The sequence below is a fragment of the Glaciibacter superstes DSM 21135 genome (assembly GCF_000421145.1).
Classification (GTDB): domain Bacteria; phylum Actinomycetota; class Actinomycetes; order Actinomycetales; family Microbacteriaceae; genus Cryobacterium; species Cryobacterium superstes.
The window spans coordinates 179,416-196,067 of the sequence record NZ_ATWH01000010.1 but is presented as its reverse complement, the minus strand read 5'-3'; the positions used below and the strand labels follow the sequence as shown (position 1 = coordinate 196,067).

Annotated in this window: 16 protein-coding genes and 1 tRNA gene; 8 read left to right on the top strand and 9 right to left on the bottom strand. The window is 64.9% G+C overall.

Translation table 11 applies throughout. The annotated features are described in order from the left end of the window. Position 1 precedes the first annotated feature (1 nt). A complete protein-coding gene (locus tag K323_RS0115035; RefSeq protein ID WP_022886100.1) occupies positions 2–781 on the top strand; it encodes a sulfite exporter TauE/SafE family protein in 780 nt (259 codons plus the stop codon). A gap of 56 nt (positions 782–837) precedes the next feature. Further along, positions 838–2,643, top strand: a complete 1,806-nt coding sequence (locus tag K323_RS0115030; protein ID WP_022886099.1) for a sensor histidine kinase — start codon at positions 838–840, stop codon at positions 2,641–2,643. Positions 2,644–2,652: 9 nt separating this feature from the next. Here K323_RS0115030 and K323_RS0115025 read toward each other — a convergent pair whose 3' ends face one another. The 4 genes from K323_RS0115025 to K323_RS0115010 all read right to left on the bottom strand — a co-directional run bounded on the left by K323_RS0115025 (position 2,653) and on the right by K323_RS0115010 (position 7,060). Further along, positions 2,653–3,180, bottom strand: a complete 528-nt coding sequence (locus K323_RS0115025) for a DUF488 domain-containing protein (protein WP_033373296.1) — start codon at positions 3,178–3,180, stop codon at positions 2,653–2,655. A 79-nt stretch (positions 3,181–3,259) separates the two neighbouring features. Then, complete coding sequence (locus K323_RS0115020) at positions 3,260–5,326, bottom strand: alpha/beta fold hydrolase (RefSeq protein ID WP_245570998.1); 2,067 nt, start codon at positions 5,324–5,326, stop codon at positions 3,260–3,262. Positions 5,327–5,360: 34 nt separating this feature from the next. Then, positions 5,361–6,011, bottom strand: coding sequence for a TetR/AcrR family transcriptional regulator (locus K323_RS28975; RefSeq protein WP_051147377.1), 651 nt, complete (start codon positions 6,009–6,011; stop codon positions 5,361–5,363). A 2-nt stretch (positions 6,012–6,013) separates the two neighbouring features. Next, complete coding sequence (locus K323_RS0115010) at positions 6,014–7,060, bottom strand: class I SAM-dependent methyltransferase (protein WP_022886096.1); 1,047 nt, start codon at positions 7,058–7,060, stop codon at positions 6,014–6,016. Positions 7,061–7,439: 379 nt separating this feature from the next. On the opposite strand from K323_RS0115010, the gene K323_RS0115005 reads away from it, so the two are divergent. Continuing rightward, entirely contained in the window at positions 7,440–7,730 is a 291-nt protein-coding gene (locus K323_RS0115005) for a WXG100 family type VII secretion target (protein WP_022886095.1), read from the top strand. Between the two features lie 252 nt (positions 7,731–7,982). On the opposite strand, the gene groL is transcribed toward K323_RS0115005, so the two are convergent. The 4 genes from groL to K323_RS26395 all read right to left on the bottom strand — a co-directional run bounded on the left by groL (position 7,983) and on the right by K323_RS26395 (position 11,900). Beyond that, positions 7,983–9,611, bottom strand: a complete 1,629-nt coding sequence (groL, locus tag K323_RS0115000) for a chaperonin GroEL (RefSeq protein ID WP_022886094.1) — start codon at positions 9,609–9,611, stop codon at positions 7,983–7,985. 165 nt (positions 9,612–9,776) lie between these two features. Continuing rightward, a complete protein-coding gene (locus K323_RS0114995) occupies positions 9,777–10,856 on the bottom strand; it encodes a DUF3048 domain-containing protein (RefSeq protein WP_157509453.1) in 1,080 nt (359 codons plus the stop codon). 118 nt (positions 10,857–10,974) lie between these two features. Further along, positions 10,975–11,538 carry a LytR C-terminal domain-containing protein gene (locus K323_RS0114990; protein WP_022886092.1) on the bottom strand — a complete coding sequence of 188 codons (564 nt, stop codon included), beginning with the start codon at positions 11,536–11,538 and terminating at the stop codon, positions 10,975–10,977. 2 nt (positions 11,539–11,540) lie between these two features. Beyond that, entirely contained in the window at positions 11,541–11,900 is a 360-nt protein-coding gene (locus tag K323_RS26395) for a DUF3263 domain-containing protein (RefSeq protein WP_022886091.1), read from the bottom strand. A gap of 159 nt (positions 11,901–12,059) precedes the next feature. Between K323_RS26395 and msrB the strand changes: the two genes are divergently transcribed. The 4 genes from msrB to K323_RS0114965 all read left to right on the top strand — a co-directional run bounded on the left by msrB (position 12,060) and on the right by K323_RS0114965 (position 14,230). Further along, positions 12,060–12,461 carry a peptide-methionine (R)-S-oxide reductase MsrB gene (msrB, locus tag K323_RS0114980; RefSeq protein WP_022886090.1) on the top strand — a complete coding sequence of 134 codons (402 nt, stop codon included), beginning with the start codon at positions 12,060–12,062 and terminating at the stop codon, positions 12,459–12,461. A gap of 4 nt (positions 12,462–12,465) precedes the next feature. Beyond that, entirely contained in the window at positions 12,466–13,014 is a 549-nt protein-coding gene (locus tag K323_RS0114975; RefSeq protein ID WP_022886089.1) for a nitroreductase family protein, read from the top strand. Between the two features lie 51 nt (positions 13,015–13,065). Continuing rightward, complete coding sequence (locus K323_RS0114970; protein WP_022886088.1) at positions 13,066–13,956, top strand: DNA/RNA non-specific endonuclease; 891 nt, start codon at positions 13,066–13,068, stop codon at positions 13,954–13,956. Between the two features lie 198 nt (positions 13,957–14,154). Further along, positions 14,155–14,230 (top strand) — tRNA-Thr (locus K323_RS0114965). A gap of 32 nt (positions 14,231–14,262) precedes the next feature. Here K323_RS0114965 and K323_RS0114960 read toward each other — a convergent pair. Then, entirely contained in the window at positions 14,263–15,174 is a 912-nt protein-coding gene (locus K323_RS0114960) for a DsbA family protein (protein ID WP_022886087.1), read from the bottom strand. Positions 15,175–15,437: 263 nt separating this feature from the next. Between K323_RS0114960 and K323_RS0114955 the strand changes: the two genes are divergently transcribed. Further along, positions 15,438–16,535, top strand: coding sequence for an ABC transporter ATP-binding protein (locus K323_RS0114955; RefSeq protein ID WP_022886086.1), 1,098 nt, complete (start codon positions 15,438–15,440; stop codon positions 16,533–16,535). The last annotated feature ends 117 nt before the right edge of the window (positions 16,536–16,652 follow it).

Sequence of the window (16,652 nt, the reverse complement as noted above, 5' to 3'; positions counted from 1 at the left end):
GATGCCACAGCCACGCACACGAGGCGACTGGCTGTGGCTGGTACTCATCGGCCTCGTTGCCGGCTTCCTCTCCGGCCTGTTCGGGGTGGGCGGCGGAGTTCTCCTCGTTCCGGCGCTCATCGGCCTCCTGCGGTTCGACATTCGAAAGGCCGCCGGAACGTCGTTGGCGGCGATCGTTCCCACCACCGTCGTCGGAGTGATCGCGTACGTGCTGAACGATGCGGTCGACTGGGTTGCCGCAGCGCTGCTCGCAGCCGGCTCGATCGTCGGGGCCCAGCTCGGCAGTCATCTGCTGAGCCGACTGCCGAGGGCCGCCCTGAGGTGGGGTTTCATCGTGTTCATCGTCGTGGTGATCGTGTCGCTCTTCCTCGTGATTCCGAGCCGCGACGCCACGATCGACCTCACGATCGGTGTGGTCGTCGGCATCGTCGCGCTGGGGCTGCTCACCGGCATCCTGTCCGGTCTTCTCGGAATCGGCGGCGGCGCCGTCGTTGTGCCCATGCTCATCCTGCTGTTCGGAGCGAGTGACCTGGTGGCCAAGGGCACCTCGCTCGCGATGATGATACCGACGGCGCTCTCCGGAACCTTCGCGAACATGCGCAGGCACAACGTCGACCTGTCCGCCGCCGCGGTGATCGGCATCTCGGCCTGTGCGACCACTGCTTTTGGCGCCATCGCCGCTGCCGCGGTACCGCCCTTCGTCGGCAACGTGCTCTTTGCCGCCTTCCTCGCCTTCATCGCCGTGCGCATGACCGTGGAAGCGATCCGTCGACCGCGCTAGCCACCCAGCCGCCCGGTGCCAAGGCAGAGTCACAGGCAGCAATCGTAGAATTGCGGATGATGCACGATTCACTGACGGAGCGACTGGGCCGCGTCACCCTGCGCACCAAGATCACCGGCGTGACGGTGCTCCTGCTGACCCTCGGCCTGCTCGTCTCGGGTATCGGCACCATGGTGATGGTCAAGGAGTATGCGATCCGGCAGGTTGACGCCAAGGTGAAGGCGATTGCAGACACCACCAAGAACCCGTGCACCGACGAGGATGTTCGCATGGACGGCGGTGACTACTACATGGCGCTCTTCGACGGCAATGGCGAGTTTCAGTGCAGCAATTGGGTCGACCGGCCCCGAGACGAAATACCGGTCGCAGACCTTCCCCTCACAACACTCGCCGTCAACGCGAACGCCGGCGCGGCCTCGACCCTCCACGACAGGAATGGCGGGTCGTATCGCGCCGTTCCGGTCACGGTGACCATCAACTCGCAGGGAACCAACGGAACACTCGTTGTCGCCTATTCGCTGAAGCCGACCGAGAACCAGATGGCGACCTACCTCACTATCTTCTTCGGCTTCGGAATCGGAGTGGTGCTCGTCGGCGCCGGCCTGACCCGGCTCCTGGTCGCAACTACCTTCCTGCCGCTGCGTGAGGTCGAACGCACCGCGGCGGCCATCGCCGACGGCGACTTCAGCCAGCGGCTCGGCGGTGCCACGCCGAATACCGAGGTCGGGCGGCTCAATCGCTCGCTCAACACCATGCTCAACCGGATCGACCGGGCGTTCAAAGACCGGGCGCGAACGATCGACCAGATGCGCCGGTTCGTCGGCGATGCCAGCCACGAGCTGCGCACCCCCCTCGTCTCGGTGCGCGGTTACGCCGAGCTCTATCGCATGGGCGCCTTGCAGACTCCAGAGGAGATCGGCCAGGCGATGGAGCGCATCGAGAAGGAGGCCATCCGCATGGGCGGCCTGGTGGAAGACCTCCTCGAATTGGCCAGGCTCGACGAGACCAAGCCCCTCGCCGTCGCGCCCGTCGATCTGGTACCGCTCGCTCGCGATGCCGCACTCGACGCGATGGCATCCTCGCCAGGGCGCACCGTCACGGTGCTCACTCCCGTTCCGATCGAAGATATCGATACCGCTCCCATGGACCCGGTCGACCTCGGACATTCGACCGGTGACCTCACCCGTGCCGCGGCTGCGGCCGTGGCAACAGACGCCGACGACGACGCGCCAGCAGCATCCGGCGCCGCCGACAGGCGCGGCCCGAAAGCAAACGACCGCACCCACCCCTCCGCCGCGCCCACCGGGCCAATCTCATTCGCCGGCGCGACCCTGGCGCGTTTACGCACACGCCGACCACGGCGAACGGATGCCTCGGCGATACCCGGTACTCCGACCGCTGGCCCGGCAGCCCTGGTGGCCAGTCAACAGCCGGCTGCCATTCCTGCGGTGGTGATGGCCGAGGAGAACAAGATTCGTCAGGTCATCACCAACCTGATGGGCAATGCAATGCGCTTCACCGGCCCAGAGATACCCATCGAGCTAGAGGTGACCGTCGACCGGCGCAACCAGCGCGCATCCGTCGCCATCATCGACCACGGCGAGGGCATCCCGCCGCAGATCAGGGAGAAGATCTTTCAGCGCTTCTGGCGCGCGGATTCCTCGCGTGCCAGGGAGACCGGCGGGAGCGGCCTCGGGCTCGCCATTGTCGCCTCCATCGTCGCCAGTCACAACGGCACCGTCGACGTCGTCGAAACACCGGGAGGCGGCGCGACCTTCCGCGTCTGGTTCCCGCTCGCCACCTCGTCGAGCGCTCCCCAGCAGCTCACCGGCCGCGTCGAGCCCCGGGTGGACAGCGCCTAACCTGACAGCTCAGTCAGCCGGCGGGTAGCTGACGCGCGTGCCGTCAACGCGAGCGAACGACGTGAGCGTGTGCGGTTTGGCCGACGCGCGGGTCATGATGTCGAGAACGTCGACTCCCCTCGCCACGAGAGCATCGCCGATCATCGACCGATGGCAGCGCCATGGCACGGCTTCAGCGCACATGATTGCTGCGTCTGAGTGCGTGCCACGGTCGACGAGGAGATCGATGGCAGTTTCGAACTCGTCGGTCTGCATGTAATCGGCGTAGCCCTGGAACGAAGCGTTCCGCCATGCACCGTTGATGCTGTCTTTCCGAACGTGCCGTAGCCCGCCGAGCGCCTGCATTCGCCGGTAGGTGATGCGGTGCTTCCGTACGCTGGCTGCGAGCGCGTCTTCGTTGAACTGTGGGTTGTGCCGCGACTTCGGGATGGTGCGCACGTCGATGAGCCTCTTCACGCCATGTGCCTCGAGCATGCCGATGAACTCGTCCACCGGGTGAGTGGAGTGTCCGATCGTGAATATCGTCTCGCGTGCCATCGTCATTCCACACTAGGCCGTTCGCCGGCGCGGACTCCTGGTTGTCGCACTCTCACGCCACTCCCGTAGGCACCCCACGTCAGAGCAGGTCCGCGAGCATCGCGGCGGCCCTCGTCGCCCCGTCTGACGGGACTGCCCGGTATCGGGCGGTGCTGTCCAACCCGTCCACTATCGCCTGGGCGATGTCGTCAGGCGTTGAGGTCCCGTAGTCCATCCGCCGCCCCGCATTGTGCCGATCCAGCCGATATGCCACGTGGAAGGTCTGCTCGAAATGGTTTGCGAGTGGGAAGTAGATGAACGGGGTGCTGGAGGCGGTCAGTTCCATGCACGTGGTGAGCCCGCCTTGAACAACCGCGAGGTCGCACGCGGCGAGGTGCAGGTAGAGGTCTGACACATAGCCCCGGATGTCGGTGGCCGGCGATCGGGGAAGCGAACCTGGGTCGATCCGGGGCCCGGCGACGACCAGAAACCTGAGCTCCGGCACGAGGCGCTGCGCGAGAGGTGCGGCTTCCATCACGCGGCGCAGCAGGGATCCTCCGACACCCGACCCGCCGACCGTGACGACGCACACGCGTTCGCCCTGCCGATAGCCGAGCTTGGCGCGCAGCTCCGTCTTGTCTCCGATCGCTCCGGCGTCGAAACCGGTGATGTAGCCGGCGAAGTCGAAGTTGTCCTCGGTCCACGAACGGATGCCGGGCAGTCCTGGCCCGAATCCGTCCGGCACGATGTCGTCTGGATCGCCCACAAAAATCGACCTATCCCGAATCCGACCCAATCGCGCTCGTTGCTCGATCATCTCGGCGTTGTAGTCCGCAGTGAGTGCTTGCTCGGCCGCGCCGCCGCTGGCCATGGGCAACCAACCGACGAAGTCGGTCATCCATGCGAACGAGAACCGTTTCAGCTCCGGGTTCTCATGGAGGTAATAGTCCACGTCCCATGCTTCGTCTCCGATGACCAGGTCGTATGGGGTCTGGCTGACAACATCGTGGAACACCATGAAGTTATTCATCAGGATCTCGTCCATCCGTCGAATCGCCTGGAACGCATGGAGATCGTGCTCGCCGGCCTCCGCTTCGATGTGGGCTGATTCGCTGGCGAGCCAAGATGATCCAGGATGGACGCGTTCACCGCTCTCCGCGAGGAGCGTTGTCACCGGATGTTGAGCCAGCCAATCGATCTGAACGTCGGGGTGGAGGTCGCGCAACCGCGACGCAACGGCGATGTCTCGCCTGGCGTGGCCGAGTCCGATCGGCGATGACAGGTAAAGGACGCGTCGTGGCCGACGAAGGGGGCGGGAATACTTTGTGCGTGTCGGCCGGGGCACGACGGTGTCGACGAACTGCTTGATCAGCAGGTTGACCAGGACGGGATCTCGCCCCTGCGGCCCGTGCCCTCCACCTTCGATCGTGACGAGGCGCGCGTGTGTCAGTTCCGCGAGCGCGAGCGCGGCCGTCGGGTTGCGGATCGCGTCCTCGTCTCCGTGGATGACCAGCACCGGCACGGTCACGCGTTCGCACATCGCCCGGAAATCGTTGCTTCTGGGCCATTCCAGTCCTTCGGTCGCGTTTACCAGGTCCTTCGGTGCGACTTCTGTTCCCCAGCCGACTGTGTCCTCAATCTGCTTCGTGGAGTGTGCCTCGGTAAACATCCGCCCGAAGAAGAACGAGAGGAAGTCCGCGTAACCGCCGCCAAGCCAGTAATCCCGGTTGTACTTGCCCCAACCCTCTGCCGGGGCTGGCCCGGTGAATGGGTGTCCGAGGCGTTCGGGCAGCACCGGCGCGAGTGGAACCGCCGGACCGATGCACACAACGCCGAGCACCCTCTCCGGACTTTCCGCCGCGAGACGGATGCCCCACAGCGCCCCAAGAGACAACCCGACAAGCGCGGCACGGTCTGTGCCGGTGGCATCCATGACCGCGAGAGTATCCGCGGCGAACTCAGTCACGGCGTAGCCCTCCGAATTTCCGGGCGAGTCCGAGCCGCCGGTGCCTCGGCCATCGAAGGTGACGACGCGAAAATGGCGGGCTAGGAACGGCACCTGCAACTTCCAGAATCGCGATCGGATGATCGACCAGGTGGGCAGCAGCAACACAGTAGGGCATCCGCTGCTCTTGTCATCACCGAAGACCTCGAAGTGCAGGGTCACACCATTGTTCTCGACCGTGCCTTCCCGATCAGGCTCACGCGCGCGCATCACTCTGCCCGCGTCTCTCTTGCTCGGTCAGCCACGCGTCAATCCAGCTGAGGAGGACCTGGTGGCCAGAGTCGGAGCCCGAAAGCCGCTCGAGCATGATGCCCTGATTGAAGGTCGCCACGAGCGCGACCACCACGTCGGCCGGGACCATCGCCGTGTCGACGCCGAGTTCCGCAAGGCCCTTCTCGAATGCCGGTTTCAGAACGTCGATCCATTCGGTCCGCACGGTCGCAACGCGCGCGCGCATCTCGGGATGGTTCCATGCCATCGCCTGCAACTCGAACCACACCTTCTGATAACCGGAGTCGAAGTCCGCGGTGAGGTAGTGCATCGCGTTGCGCCACTTGTCTGCGAACGGCTCCGGCCCGTCGTAGAGCGCCTTCTGCCGCGCAAGCAATTGCGAGGTGAACCTTTCGAGCGTCTGCATGAGCAGTTCCTCCATCGAGCCGAAGTAGTAGTGCACCAACCCCGGGTTTACGCTGGCGCGCTCCGCAACGACGCGAACGGTCACTCCCGCCTGGCCGACGTCGACCAGAAGTGACTCGGCGGCGTCCAGGAGCGCAGTCGTCGCCTGCTGCCGCGCCGCACTGGTGGCCCTCGCGGGATTCCGCCGGGTGGTTCCTGCTGTGCTCGCCACATTCACACCTTCGCTTCGAGGACCATGTTGAGCGACGTTTCTGCGGCGCGGCGCACCGAGCTGAAACCCGCACCGTGGAGGATCGCGGTGAGACGGGCCTCCCCCGCCTGGGCTCCGAGCGCCATCGCCCCCTCCTGCGACAGCGAACTCGGCGTGCACAGGAAGTTGGAGAACGCATAGTAGGCGGTACTGACCGGGTTCTGGTTCTGCTCAATGCTGTCGCCAGCGAGAGGTTCGACGACCATCAGAGTGCCCCCAGGTCGCAGGGCCTGACGGGCGTGAGCCGCGGCGCCGGCCGGGTCGCCCATGTCATGCAGCGCGTCGCACACAGTGATGAGATCATATCCACCGGGGAAGTCCCGCGCCGTGCCGACTTCGAAGCTCACGCGATCGGCCAGTCCGGCCTCTGATGCCCTCACCCGTGCCAGCTCCACGGAAGCGTCGTGCTGGTCGAACCCGACAAACGTCGCCGCTGGGTAGGACTTCGCCATCGCGACGGTAGAGACGCCGAGACCGCACCCGATGTCCGCGACGCTGGCACCGGCGTTGAGAGCGGCGTCAACACCGTTCAGTGACGGGATCCACTCAGAACCGATGAAATTCCGGTAGGACGGGCCGAAGAATCGTTCGCATCCGGGGTAGAGGTCCTCGTGATGCTCGCCCCATCCGATTCCGGCACCGGTGCGAAAGGCCTCGGTAAGCCGGTCCGTCGAATGGACAGCGGCGAGCGCGAGCTCGTAGCCGCCGATCACGCACGCCGGGCTGGACTCGTCGGTGAGCGCCACCGCGTATTCGGCGGGCAACGAGTAGTGGCCGTTGCCCTCGTACGTCACATAGCCGCCGCCGACCTGCGCATTCAGCCACTCGTGAAGGTACCGCGTCGTCGTGCCCGTCTTTTCGGCAAGTTGCGCCGGTGTTATCGATTGCCCGTCAGCCATCGCTCGATACAAACCAAGCCGGTCGCCGATCACCACCAGCGCTCCGTTCAGTAGTGTGCCGATGTCTCCGACGGCCTTGCCGACGAAGTTCATCAATCGTTGCTCGTCCATGTCACACCTCGCTAGTCAACTGTCTTAGTCGAATGACTAAGTTAGTTGTACATCTAAGGAAGCAATGGTGTCAAGGGCAAGTTTGATTCTGCCCCGACCTCCAGAAACCGACGCGCGGAAGGGGCCGCGGACCTGCACTTCGCAGCTGGTCACCGAACCAGCCTTCGCCGCAGGGAGATGGCACGATTGAACGGTTCTTTGGGTCACCGGCGTTCGCACCGCCGCCTGCTCCCTCCACAGGGGCGATACCTGCGACTTCTCCACCGTTCGTCCCTCTGGGGGCCATTCCTCTGGCAGGCCTCCCTACTGTCGAAGTCAGGCACTCCACCGGGAATGGCCAGAACAACAGAATGTCCAGAAGAATAGAGGAGATGGTGGCATGACCAGGTATCAGGTCGACAGCGAAGCGGTACTCAGCACAACGGCCACAGTGCGTGCGTCGATGGAGCGCATCCGTTCGGAGGTGTCTGCGCTGACGAACCAATTGACGAACCTGCAATCTTCGTGGTCAGGTCAGGCCGCCGCGGCGTTCCAGTCTGCCGTCTCAGACTGGCGCGCGACCGAGGTGCAGGTCTCGCAGAACCTCGAAGCGCTGAACCAGGGCCTGACCATGGCCGGCCAACAGTACTCAGACATCGAGCAGGCCAACGCGAGGCTGTTCTCCCGCTGACGGACGATCGGCGCCTGGCTCCGGCCCTGGCTTTCGCCCCTGCCTCGCCCTGGCCCCGGCCCGTGGTCGCGGCCGTCGCGCGCCATTTACGCGCGGACGCTCTATGCGCGCGTGGCGCATGCGCGCGTAAATGGCGCGCGGCCGAAGAACTTGGCCGCGCGAGTCGGCCGAGTCGGCGAGTTAACGACGCTGGGCGCCTCCCCGAGGGGAGACGCCCAGCGTGTGAAACGGGTTGGATTCAGACCTGAAGTCTTAGAAGTCCATGCCACCGGTCGGGTCGCCGGCCGGAGCCAGGTTCTTCTCCGGCTTGTCGGCGACAACAGCCTCGGTGGTGAGGAACAGCCCGGCGATCGACGATGCGTTCAGCAGCGCGGAGCGGGTGACCTTCACCGGGTCGTTGATGCCGGCAGCGATCATGTCGACGTACTCACCGGTCGCGGCGTTCAGGCCGTGTCCGACGGGCAGGTTGCGCACCTTGTCGGCGACAACGCCCGGCTCGAGTCCGGCGTTCAGCGCGATCTGCTTCAGCGGCGAGTCGATAGCGACGCGCACGATGTTCGCACCCGTTGCCTCGTCGCCGACGAGGCTGGTGATGGCCGCGCCTTCGAAAGCAGTCTTACCGGCCTGGATGAGCGCAACGCCACCACCGGCGACGATGCCCTCTTCGACGGCAGCCTTCGCGTTGCGGACGGCGTCTTCGATGCGGTGCTTGCGCTCCTTGAGCTCAACCTCCGTTGCGGCGCCGGCCTTGATGACAGCAACGCCACCGGCGAGCTTGGCGAGACGCTCCTGGAGCTTCTCACGGTCGTAGTCGCTGTCGGTGTTCTCGATCTCGGCGCGGATCTGCGCGACGCGACCGGCGATGGCCTCGGTGTCGCCTGCACCCTCGACGATCGTGGTCTCGTCCTTGGTGATGACAACCTTGCGTGCGCTTCCGAGCAGGTCAAGGGTGACGTTCTCGAGCTTGAGACCGACCTCCTCAGAGATGACCTGGCCACCGGTGAGGATGGCGATGTCCTGCAGCTGCGCCTTGCGACGGTCGCCGAAGCCAGGAGCCTTGACGGCAACCGACTTGAAGATGCCGCGGATCTTGTTGACGACCAGTGTGGCCAGGGCCTCACCGTCAACGTCCTCGGCGATGATCAAGAGCTGCTTGCCGGTCTGGATGACCTTGTCGACGATCGGCAGCAGGTCCTTGATGTTCGAGACCTTGGAGTTGACGATCAGGACGTACGGGTCTTCGAAGACCGCTTCCTGGCGCTCGGGGTCGGTCACGAAGTATGCCGACAGGAATCCCTTGTCGAAGCGCATTCCCTCGGTGAGCTCAAGTTCGGTGCCGAACGTGTTCGACTCCTCGACGGTGACGACGCCTTCCTTGCCGACCTTGTCGATAGCCTCGGCGATGATCGCGCCGATTTCGCTGTCACCGGCAGAGATGGATGCCGTGGCCGCAATCTCTTCCTTGGTCTCGATCTCCTTCGCGTTGGCGACGAGCTCCGCGATGACCGCAGAGGTGGCCTTCTCGATTCCACGCTTCAGGCTGATCGGGTCTGCGCCGGCCGCGACGTTGCGCAGGCCTTCGCGAACGAGCGCCTGGGCGAGAACGGTGGCGGTGGTGGTTCCGTCGCCAGCGACGTCATCTGTCTTCTTGGCGACCTCCTTGACGAGCTCCGCACCGATCTTCTCGTACGGGTCGTCGAGTTCGATCTCCTTGGCGATGGACACGCCGTCGTTGGTGATCGTGGGGGCGCCCCACTTCTTCTCAAGTACGACGTTGCGCCCACGCGGGCCAAGGGTGACCTTGACGGTGTCGGCGAGGATGTTCAGGCCGCGCTCAAGGCCGCGACGGGCCTCTTCGTTAAAAGCAATGATCTTTGCCATGTGTGTTTCTCGTCCCTCCCGGACGTTCCAAAACTGTGATGGGTTAGCACTCAAATCAGGAGAGTGCTAGGTCGATTCTGGCACTCTGGGGTCGAGAGTGCAAGTGAACGTCAGGTGGTCGCAATGCGGGGCCACGACAAGGGACCAGCGAAGGCGTGACGTGCGCTACGGCACCAGCTCGACAGAGCCTTGGTCTGACGGAACCAGCTCGACCCAGGTGTTGCCCTCTGCGAGGCGTATGACGACCCCGCTGTCATCCACCAACCTGATCGGTGAGGTGGCGGCATCCTTCGCCCAGGTGCCGTGGATGGTCTTGCCGCCACTGGAGACCCAGGCCTCCCCGGAGCCGAGCATGACGGTCTTCGGCACCTCGCCGTAGCTCCAGTCGATGCCGACGCGCATCACCACGACGTTCGTCGCAGCCAATTGCACGCCGTCGCTGTCCTGGTCCGGCGAGCCCTCCTGCGATCGCAGGTAGAGCTGGCCTGCGGCATCCCACGACCAGCTCGGCCAGCGTTCGTCGGAGAATCGGGTGTTGATGGCTGACACGCCAGTGCCGTCCACGACGGCGGATGCCGCGGCCGGGGTCGCCGCGTAGGCGAACTGCTGTGCGGGCGGCGCCAGGTCGGCATTTCGGGCCACGAGCTCTATCGCCTTCACGACGACGTCATGAGGGGACTCATAACCGTCCACGCGATAGAAGATGTCCGTGTCGTCGTAGTCGAATACCGCATTGACCACCGGTGTCGCCATCATCATCTCGACAAACTGCTCCTGACCGCCGGAATAGGCGACGATGCCACCGAACGGGGTGATGATGTCGGGATCCATCGGCCGGATCGAACGCACCGGGCCAAGCAGTTCAGGCACGTCACTCTGCCAGATCGCCACGTAGCGGGTGATGCCGCCTTCGACAAGCTCCTCGAAGACGATGTCGGCGCGGCCCAGGCCGATCTGCGGCCTGGCACCGTCGTGGTTGTCGACCTTCGCTGAGAGCGCCGGGCCGACCACGCTGCCCGGTGCGACACTGGTGCCCCGCAGCGGCGAGAGCACCTGCGGCTCCGGCGCCACGTAGTCAGAGACCCAGGCCGCCTCCGTCGGTGTCGGTGTCGGAGTCGGAGAAGGGGGGCTGCTGCAGCCGGCCAGTCCTGCGGCGAGCGCCGAGCCGGCGACGACAGCGCCGACGATGACGGATGCTGCGGAGCGTGCCGCGCGCGGCATCCGTCGACTGGTGTGCGAAGTCACGCCCCACACACTAACGCCGCCCGGCGCTGCGGGAGGCGTTAGTCGGGTGTTTTGTCCGAATTGGACCGAGCGGCTCCGAATTGTCTGGCTTGGCGTGACTGACGCCGGCCGGGTGAGGTCAGGCTGCCGGCTGAACGTAGTCGTTGCCGACGACGACCGTGAGGGCCGCTCCAGACTCGGCGAAGTCTGGGGCGAGGAGGATATCTGCACCCGGGATGGAGTCGGCAACGCCGCGCGCGGCACCCTCCAACGCGGGGTCGGCGTAGTAGACGATGGTCTCCGCGACATCTTCGGTGCTGGCATTGGAGGTTGCTCCGACAGTCCAGCCTGCTGCGGTGAGCAACTCGTCGACGCCGGCGGCAACTCCCGCACCGGGTGTTCCGTTCAGCACGGTCACGCTCAGGCTTGGGTCGACAGTCGGTTCTACGGCTGGCGGCGCTGCGGACTCGGTCGGCGTCGGGGCTGCGGACGGGGAACCGGTTCCAGGCAGGTCGAAGTTGAGGCGATCGTTCAGGAGGAATAGTCCGCCGACGCCGAGGGCGATCAGAACGATCGTTGCGGCGAGCGCCCACCAGAATGAAACCCAGCCGCGCCCGCGTTTTCCCGGAGCGCGATGGGCGCCCACCCGATCGAGGTGGCGCGGAAGGTCGTCGAAGCGGTCTTTCGGATACGTGCTCGGCATCGTTAGTGGTTACGGTCCTCGTTCGGCGGATCAATCGGGACGGAGGTGTCGTTTGCGGGGGTGCGAGTGACGTCACCGTGAAGCGAACGACGCGCCCTGACCCTGGTTCGGGCATCGCGCATCCGTTGCAGGCGTTTCACCAGCATCGGATCGTGCACGAGGGCATGAGGCGAATCGATGAGGGCACCCAGCAATTGATAGTAGCGGGCGGCTGAGAGGCCGAACTGGGCGCGGATCGCTTCTTCCTTCGCCCCGGCGTGTTTCCACCATTGGTGTTCGAAGGCGAGAACTGCGAGGTCGCGCTCGGTCAGCCCACTCTCGTCTGGCTCCGGCGCATCCGTTCGGCGGCTGGCATTCTCCACAGTTCACCTCCTCGGTGTACCGGGCCATCCTATTTGCGGTCGGCTGGGAGAACCCGCACCCCACTCCGCGAATGGCATGGAATGCCCCGGTCGCCGAACGAGTTTACTGTTGAAGGGAGTGAGGACCGCGGACGGTTCGCCTCCAGGAAGGAATGCACCATGGATTACACGGTCTCGAAATCTGAGGATGCGTGGCGTGAGGAGCTCGGCCCGGAGAAGTACGCGGTGCTGCGGCAGGCGGGAACGGAACGCGCGTGGACCGGTGAGCTCCTCGACGAGAGTCGCGCCGGTGTGTATACCTGTGGCGCGTGCGGCGCAGAGCTGTTCAAGAGCGGTACCAAGTTCGAGTCAGACTGCGGTTGGCCGAGCTTCTACGAGTCGGTGCGCGACGACGCGGTCGAGCTTCTCGAAGACCGCTCCCTCGGCGTTGTGCGCACAGAGGTGCGGTGCGCCAACTGCGGCTCGCACCTCGGTCACGTCTTTCCGGATGGGTTCGGCACGCCCACCGGCGACCGCTACTGCATGAACTCCATCTCGCTCGAGTTCAAGCCGGCAGAGTAAGACGGTGTCCGCCGTCTCCGACGCGATCGACGCACGCCGTTCGTACTCTCGAGTAACGGCGGAGACGCCCGACCGGGCAGAGCTCCTGCGCCTGGTCTCGGTTGCCGGCCGCGTGGCCGATCATGGCTCGTTGCGCCCCTGGCGCCTGATCGAACTTCGGGGTGATGCTCGCCGTCGTCTCGGCGATGCGCTTGCCGAGGCATCCGGGCGCCTGGGCGATGACGCGGCGCGCCTGGCGGCGAAGGCGCTTCGGGCAGAGCTGCTGATTGCGATTGTCGCCAGCCGCAAGGAGAGTCACAAGGTCTACGACTGGGAGCAGGATGCCGCAGCGGCGGGTGTGGCACACGCGCTGAGCCTGTTGCTCTTCGATGCGGGCTGGGGCGTGATGTGGCGCACCGGGCCGTTCACCCGTTCCGAACCGGTGCGACGGATGCACCAGCTCGCCCCCCACGAGGAGCTCCTGGGCTGGTTGTACGTCGGTGGCGTTCCATCCGAGTCGAAGTCGTCGCAGAAGGCCCCGCTCGACCCGGCGGAATTCCTCAGCGCCCTCTGACCACGGCGTTGTTTCTTGGGCCGTTCACCTCGGGGTGCTTAGCTTGCCTGCATGGCTTCCCCATCCGCTTCGCTCGGCTACGAGTCGTCCTTCCTTACCAGCGACGTACCCCTCTCCTTCCCTCTCGACGGACGCGGCGTCATCCGTCTCGACTATGTGCACTTCACCGTGCTTCTCGACCCGACCAGGCGACTGGCGGCAGCGACAGGTGTCAACATCGACGGGAAACTACTCGTAGACGTCGCTCGCTCCGACGGCTGGCACCTGGACACACGCGTGCCGTCGGAAGAGCAGGCCGGACCCGACCTGTACGCGCGCAACGACCTTGACCGGGGCCACCTCGTGCGTCGCCGCGACCCGGTCTGGGGTGAGCCGGCCGCGGCGGCCAACGAAGACACCTTCGTGTACACAAACGCCGCTCCCCAGGCTGCCGACTTCAACCAGTCGAAAGAACTCTGGCTCGGACTCGAGGACTACCTGCTCGGCCATGCAGAGACCTATGACACGAGACTCAGCGTCTTCACCGGACCTGTGCTCGCGCCAGCGGATGTGGTCTACCGCGGCATCGCCATACCGCGCATGTTCTGGAAGGTCGCGGTCTGGACCACGACCGCGACGAGCGGCAGTGACGTCAACGCCAATCGGCCAGCCGGCACGCCCGAGCTCGCCGCGACCGGCTACCTCCTTGACCAGACCCCGCAACTCGACGACATCGAGCTGGAACGCGAGACCGCTCTCGCCGCCGGGGCCGGCGACCCACCCCCGCTCGGGCCCTACCGCACGTTCCAAGTTCCGATCTCCGAGATCGCTGTCGCTACAGGCCTCGACCTGCAACAGCTGGTCGCCGCCGATCGACTGGTCGCCAATACCGAGACGCGACCAGATGCGAGGGCGGAAGCCGCCTGGATCCCACTGAGGACCTACTCGGACATCGTGCGCTGAAGGTCGTCCGCACGACCACTGGCACGTGCCGACGTGAGCACTGATGCTGCACGGGCAAGGACGCCAGGGAGGTCGTGATCAATGTCGCGGTGGTTCCGGCCAGGCGCGCAGGCATCGCGTAGCGGCAAACGGATGCCGGTGGCCGCACTTCGCGCTGGAGTGATTTAGAATGGGTGGTCGAGGCGTTCACCGCCTCATGCCGGCCTGGCGCAATTGGTAGCGCACCGCTCTTGTAAAGCGGGGGTTACGGGTTCAAGTCCCGTGGCCGGCCCCACAACACCGACTCGTTTAGCAACACTGGCTCGTCTAGCCAGCCGGCGCCGGACTCGGCGTCGGCGTGGCCGTGGAGTACGATTCACCGGCGGACTGCAGCACGAACGAAGCGAATTCCTTCGGGTCGTCAAGCGCACCGACGTACTGGTTGCCGTTGACAAGCACGGTTGGCGTGCCATCGACAGCCGGAAGCTCGGTGTTGGGCAGTGGGCCCGCGAGTGCACGGTCCGTCGACGCCAGCACCCACGACTTGAACTTCGTGTCGTCAATGCATTCGTTCACACTGGAGAGGCCGGTGACGCCCGAGCTCTTCACGATCGTCTTGATCTCGTCTGTGGTGCGCCCAGACGAGCCTTCTTCAGGCATGTCCTCGAACATCGCGGCATTGAAGGCGTAGAAATCGTCTGGCGAGTAGTTCGCCACACACGCCGCGGCATTCGCAGCCCGCAGTGAGTACTGGGTGCCGGCAGACTTACTGGTCAGAATCGAGATCGGGTGAATCTCAACTGTCGCGGCACCCGACTCGACCCACTGCGCGATCTGCTCACTATTCGTCTGTTCGAACTGGCCACAGAACGGGCACAGGTAATCGACATAGACACGGATGTCCGCGACGGTTCCCGATTCGTCGGGCTCCGATGCAATCGGTGTGGCCTCCGGCTTCAAACCGGCGGTCTTCGCCGCCTGCATGCCTTCACCGATGAGGATGCCGTCGCTGGCCATGTTCGCCGGCCCTGGCCCTGCCGGGCGCACCGAGTTGACGATGACGAGGACGATCAGCGCCACGATCGCGATCGCGGCCACCGCGATGCCCCCCTGCAGGAACACCCGATTGCGTCGATCTTTCTTCTTCTGTTCCTCGCGGAGCGCTTTCGCCTTCTGCCGGGCGAGTTCGCGTCGCTCGTTCTTGGAAGGACGGCTATTGCCCGGTCCTACACTGGTCATGAAAGTCGCTTTCAGCTTTGTCTTTGTGCACGCCAGATAATTGCGTATGCAGTGAAGATAGTAGGGCGCGAGTCTGGGAAATACCCAACCGGTGGCTGGACGCGACCGGTGTGCGAGCCGCCACTGCACACAGGTGCCGAGTCGTGAGAGACCCCAGCACGTGGCATACTAAAGCGGATGCGCGTAGCTCACGCCACGCCATCACACATCCCATCACTCGGATCGTCCGGCACGTACCTGCCGGTGAAGGAGAACAATAGAACATGGCTACGGTCACTTTTGACAAGGCAACCCGTCTCTACCCGGGTTCCACCAGGCCCGCTGTCGACCAGCTCGAACTCGATGTTTCCGATGGCGAGTTTCTCGTTCTCGTCGGACCATCCGGTTGCGGAAAGTCCACTTCCCTCCGCATGCTCGCCGGCCTCGAAGAGGTCAATGACGGCAATATCTTCATCGGTGAGCGCAACGTAACGGATGTCCCGCCGAAAGACCGCGACATCGCCATGGTCTTCCAGAACTACGCTCTGTACCCGCACATGACCGTTGCCGAGAACATGGGCTTCGCCCTGAAGATCGCCGGCATCAACAAAGACGAGCGTGCCGCCCGCGTGCTCGAAGCTGCCAAGCTGCTCGACCTGGAGCCGTACCTCAGCCGCAAGCCGAAGGCTCTCTCCGGTGGCCAGCGTCAGCGCGTCGCCATGGGCCGCGCCATCGTGCGTCAGCCCCAGGTGTTCCTCATGGACGAGCCGCTGTCCAACCTCGACGCCAAGCTCCGCGTGCAGACCCGCACCCAGATCGCCTCGCTCCAGCGCCGCCTCGGCGTCACCACCGTCTACGTCACACACGACCAGACGGAGGCCCTCACCATGGGCGACCGCATCGCCGTGCTGAAGGACGGCGTGCTGCAGCAGGTCGGATCTCCGCGCGATCTCTACGCCAAGCCGAACAACGTCTTCGTCGCCGGATTCATCGGCAGCCCCGCCATGAACCTGCTCGCCGCAGACACCGTCGACGGCGGCATCAGGTTCGGCACGTCGACCATCCCCGTGCAGCGCGACACCCTCGCCGCCGCTTCGGGCAGCCAGGTCACCATCGGTATCCGTCCGGAAGACATCGTCATGTCGAGCACGCAGGGCGATGGCCTTTCCGTCAGCGTCGACCTCGTCGAGGAACTGGGTGCAGACGGCTACCTGTACGGTCACTCAGAGATCGAGGGCAAGCGCACCGACATCGTCGCTCGCGTCGACGGTCGTTCGCACCCGAACGCCGGTGAAACCGTCTACCTGACGGCGACCCCGAACCACCTGCACGTGTTCAACTCGGAGTCCGGCGAGCGCCTCGGCGGCGCCGTCACCGACTAAGGCAGCGCACAGGCACGCAACGATCGAACTACCGAACGGCCGGATGGAGCTTCTGCTCCTCCGGCCGTTCGTCGTTCTCTGGGCGGATGCCGCGGCACCCGTTCACCGTGTTCCGCC

Coding starts and splice junctions, on each gene's coding strand:
- K323_RS0114970 (WP_022886088.1), top strand. CDS start 13,066: ATGGCTTCCCCATCCGCTTCGCTCGGCTACGAGTCGTCCTTCCTTACC.
- K323_RS0115030 (WP_022886099.1), top strand. CDS start 838: ATGATGCACGATTCACTGACGGAGCGACTGGGCCGCGTCACCCTGCGC.
- K323_RS0114960 (WP_022886087.1), bottom strand. CDS start 15,174: ATGACCAGTGTAGGACCGGGCAATAGCCGTCCTTCCAAGAACGAGCGA.
- K323_RS0115035 (WP_022886100.1), top strand. CDS start 2: ATGCCACAGCCACGCACACGAGGCGACTGGCTGTGGCTGGTACTCATC.
- K323_RS0114955 (WP_022886086.1), top strand. CDS start 15,438: ATGGCTACGGTCACTTTTGACAAGGCAACCCGTCTCTACCCGGGTTCC.
- K323_RS0115025 (WP_033373296.1), bottom strand. CDS start 3,180: ATGGCACGCGAGACGATATTCACGATCGGACACTCCACTCACCCGGTG.
- msrB (WP_022886090.1), top strand. CDS start 12,060: ATGGATTACACGGTCTCGAAATCTGAGGATGCGTGGCGTGAGGAGCTC.
- groL (WP_022886094.1), bottom strand. CDS start 9,611: ATGGCAAAGATCATTGCTTTTAACGAAGAGGCCCGTCGCGGCCTTGAG.
- K323_RS0115005 (WP_022886095.1), top strand. CDS start 7,440: ATGACCAGGTATCAGGTCGACAGCGAAGCGGTACTCAGCACAACGGCC.
- K323_RS0114990 (WP_022886092.1), bottom strand. CDS start 11,538: ATGCCGAGCACGTATCCGAAAGACCGCTTCGACGACCTTCCGCGCCAC.
- K323_RS0115010 (WP_022886096.1), bottom strand. CDS start 7,060: ATGGACGAGCAACGATTGATGAACTTCGTCGGCAAGGCCGTCGGAGAC.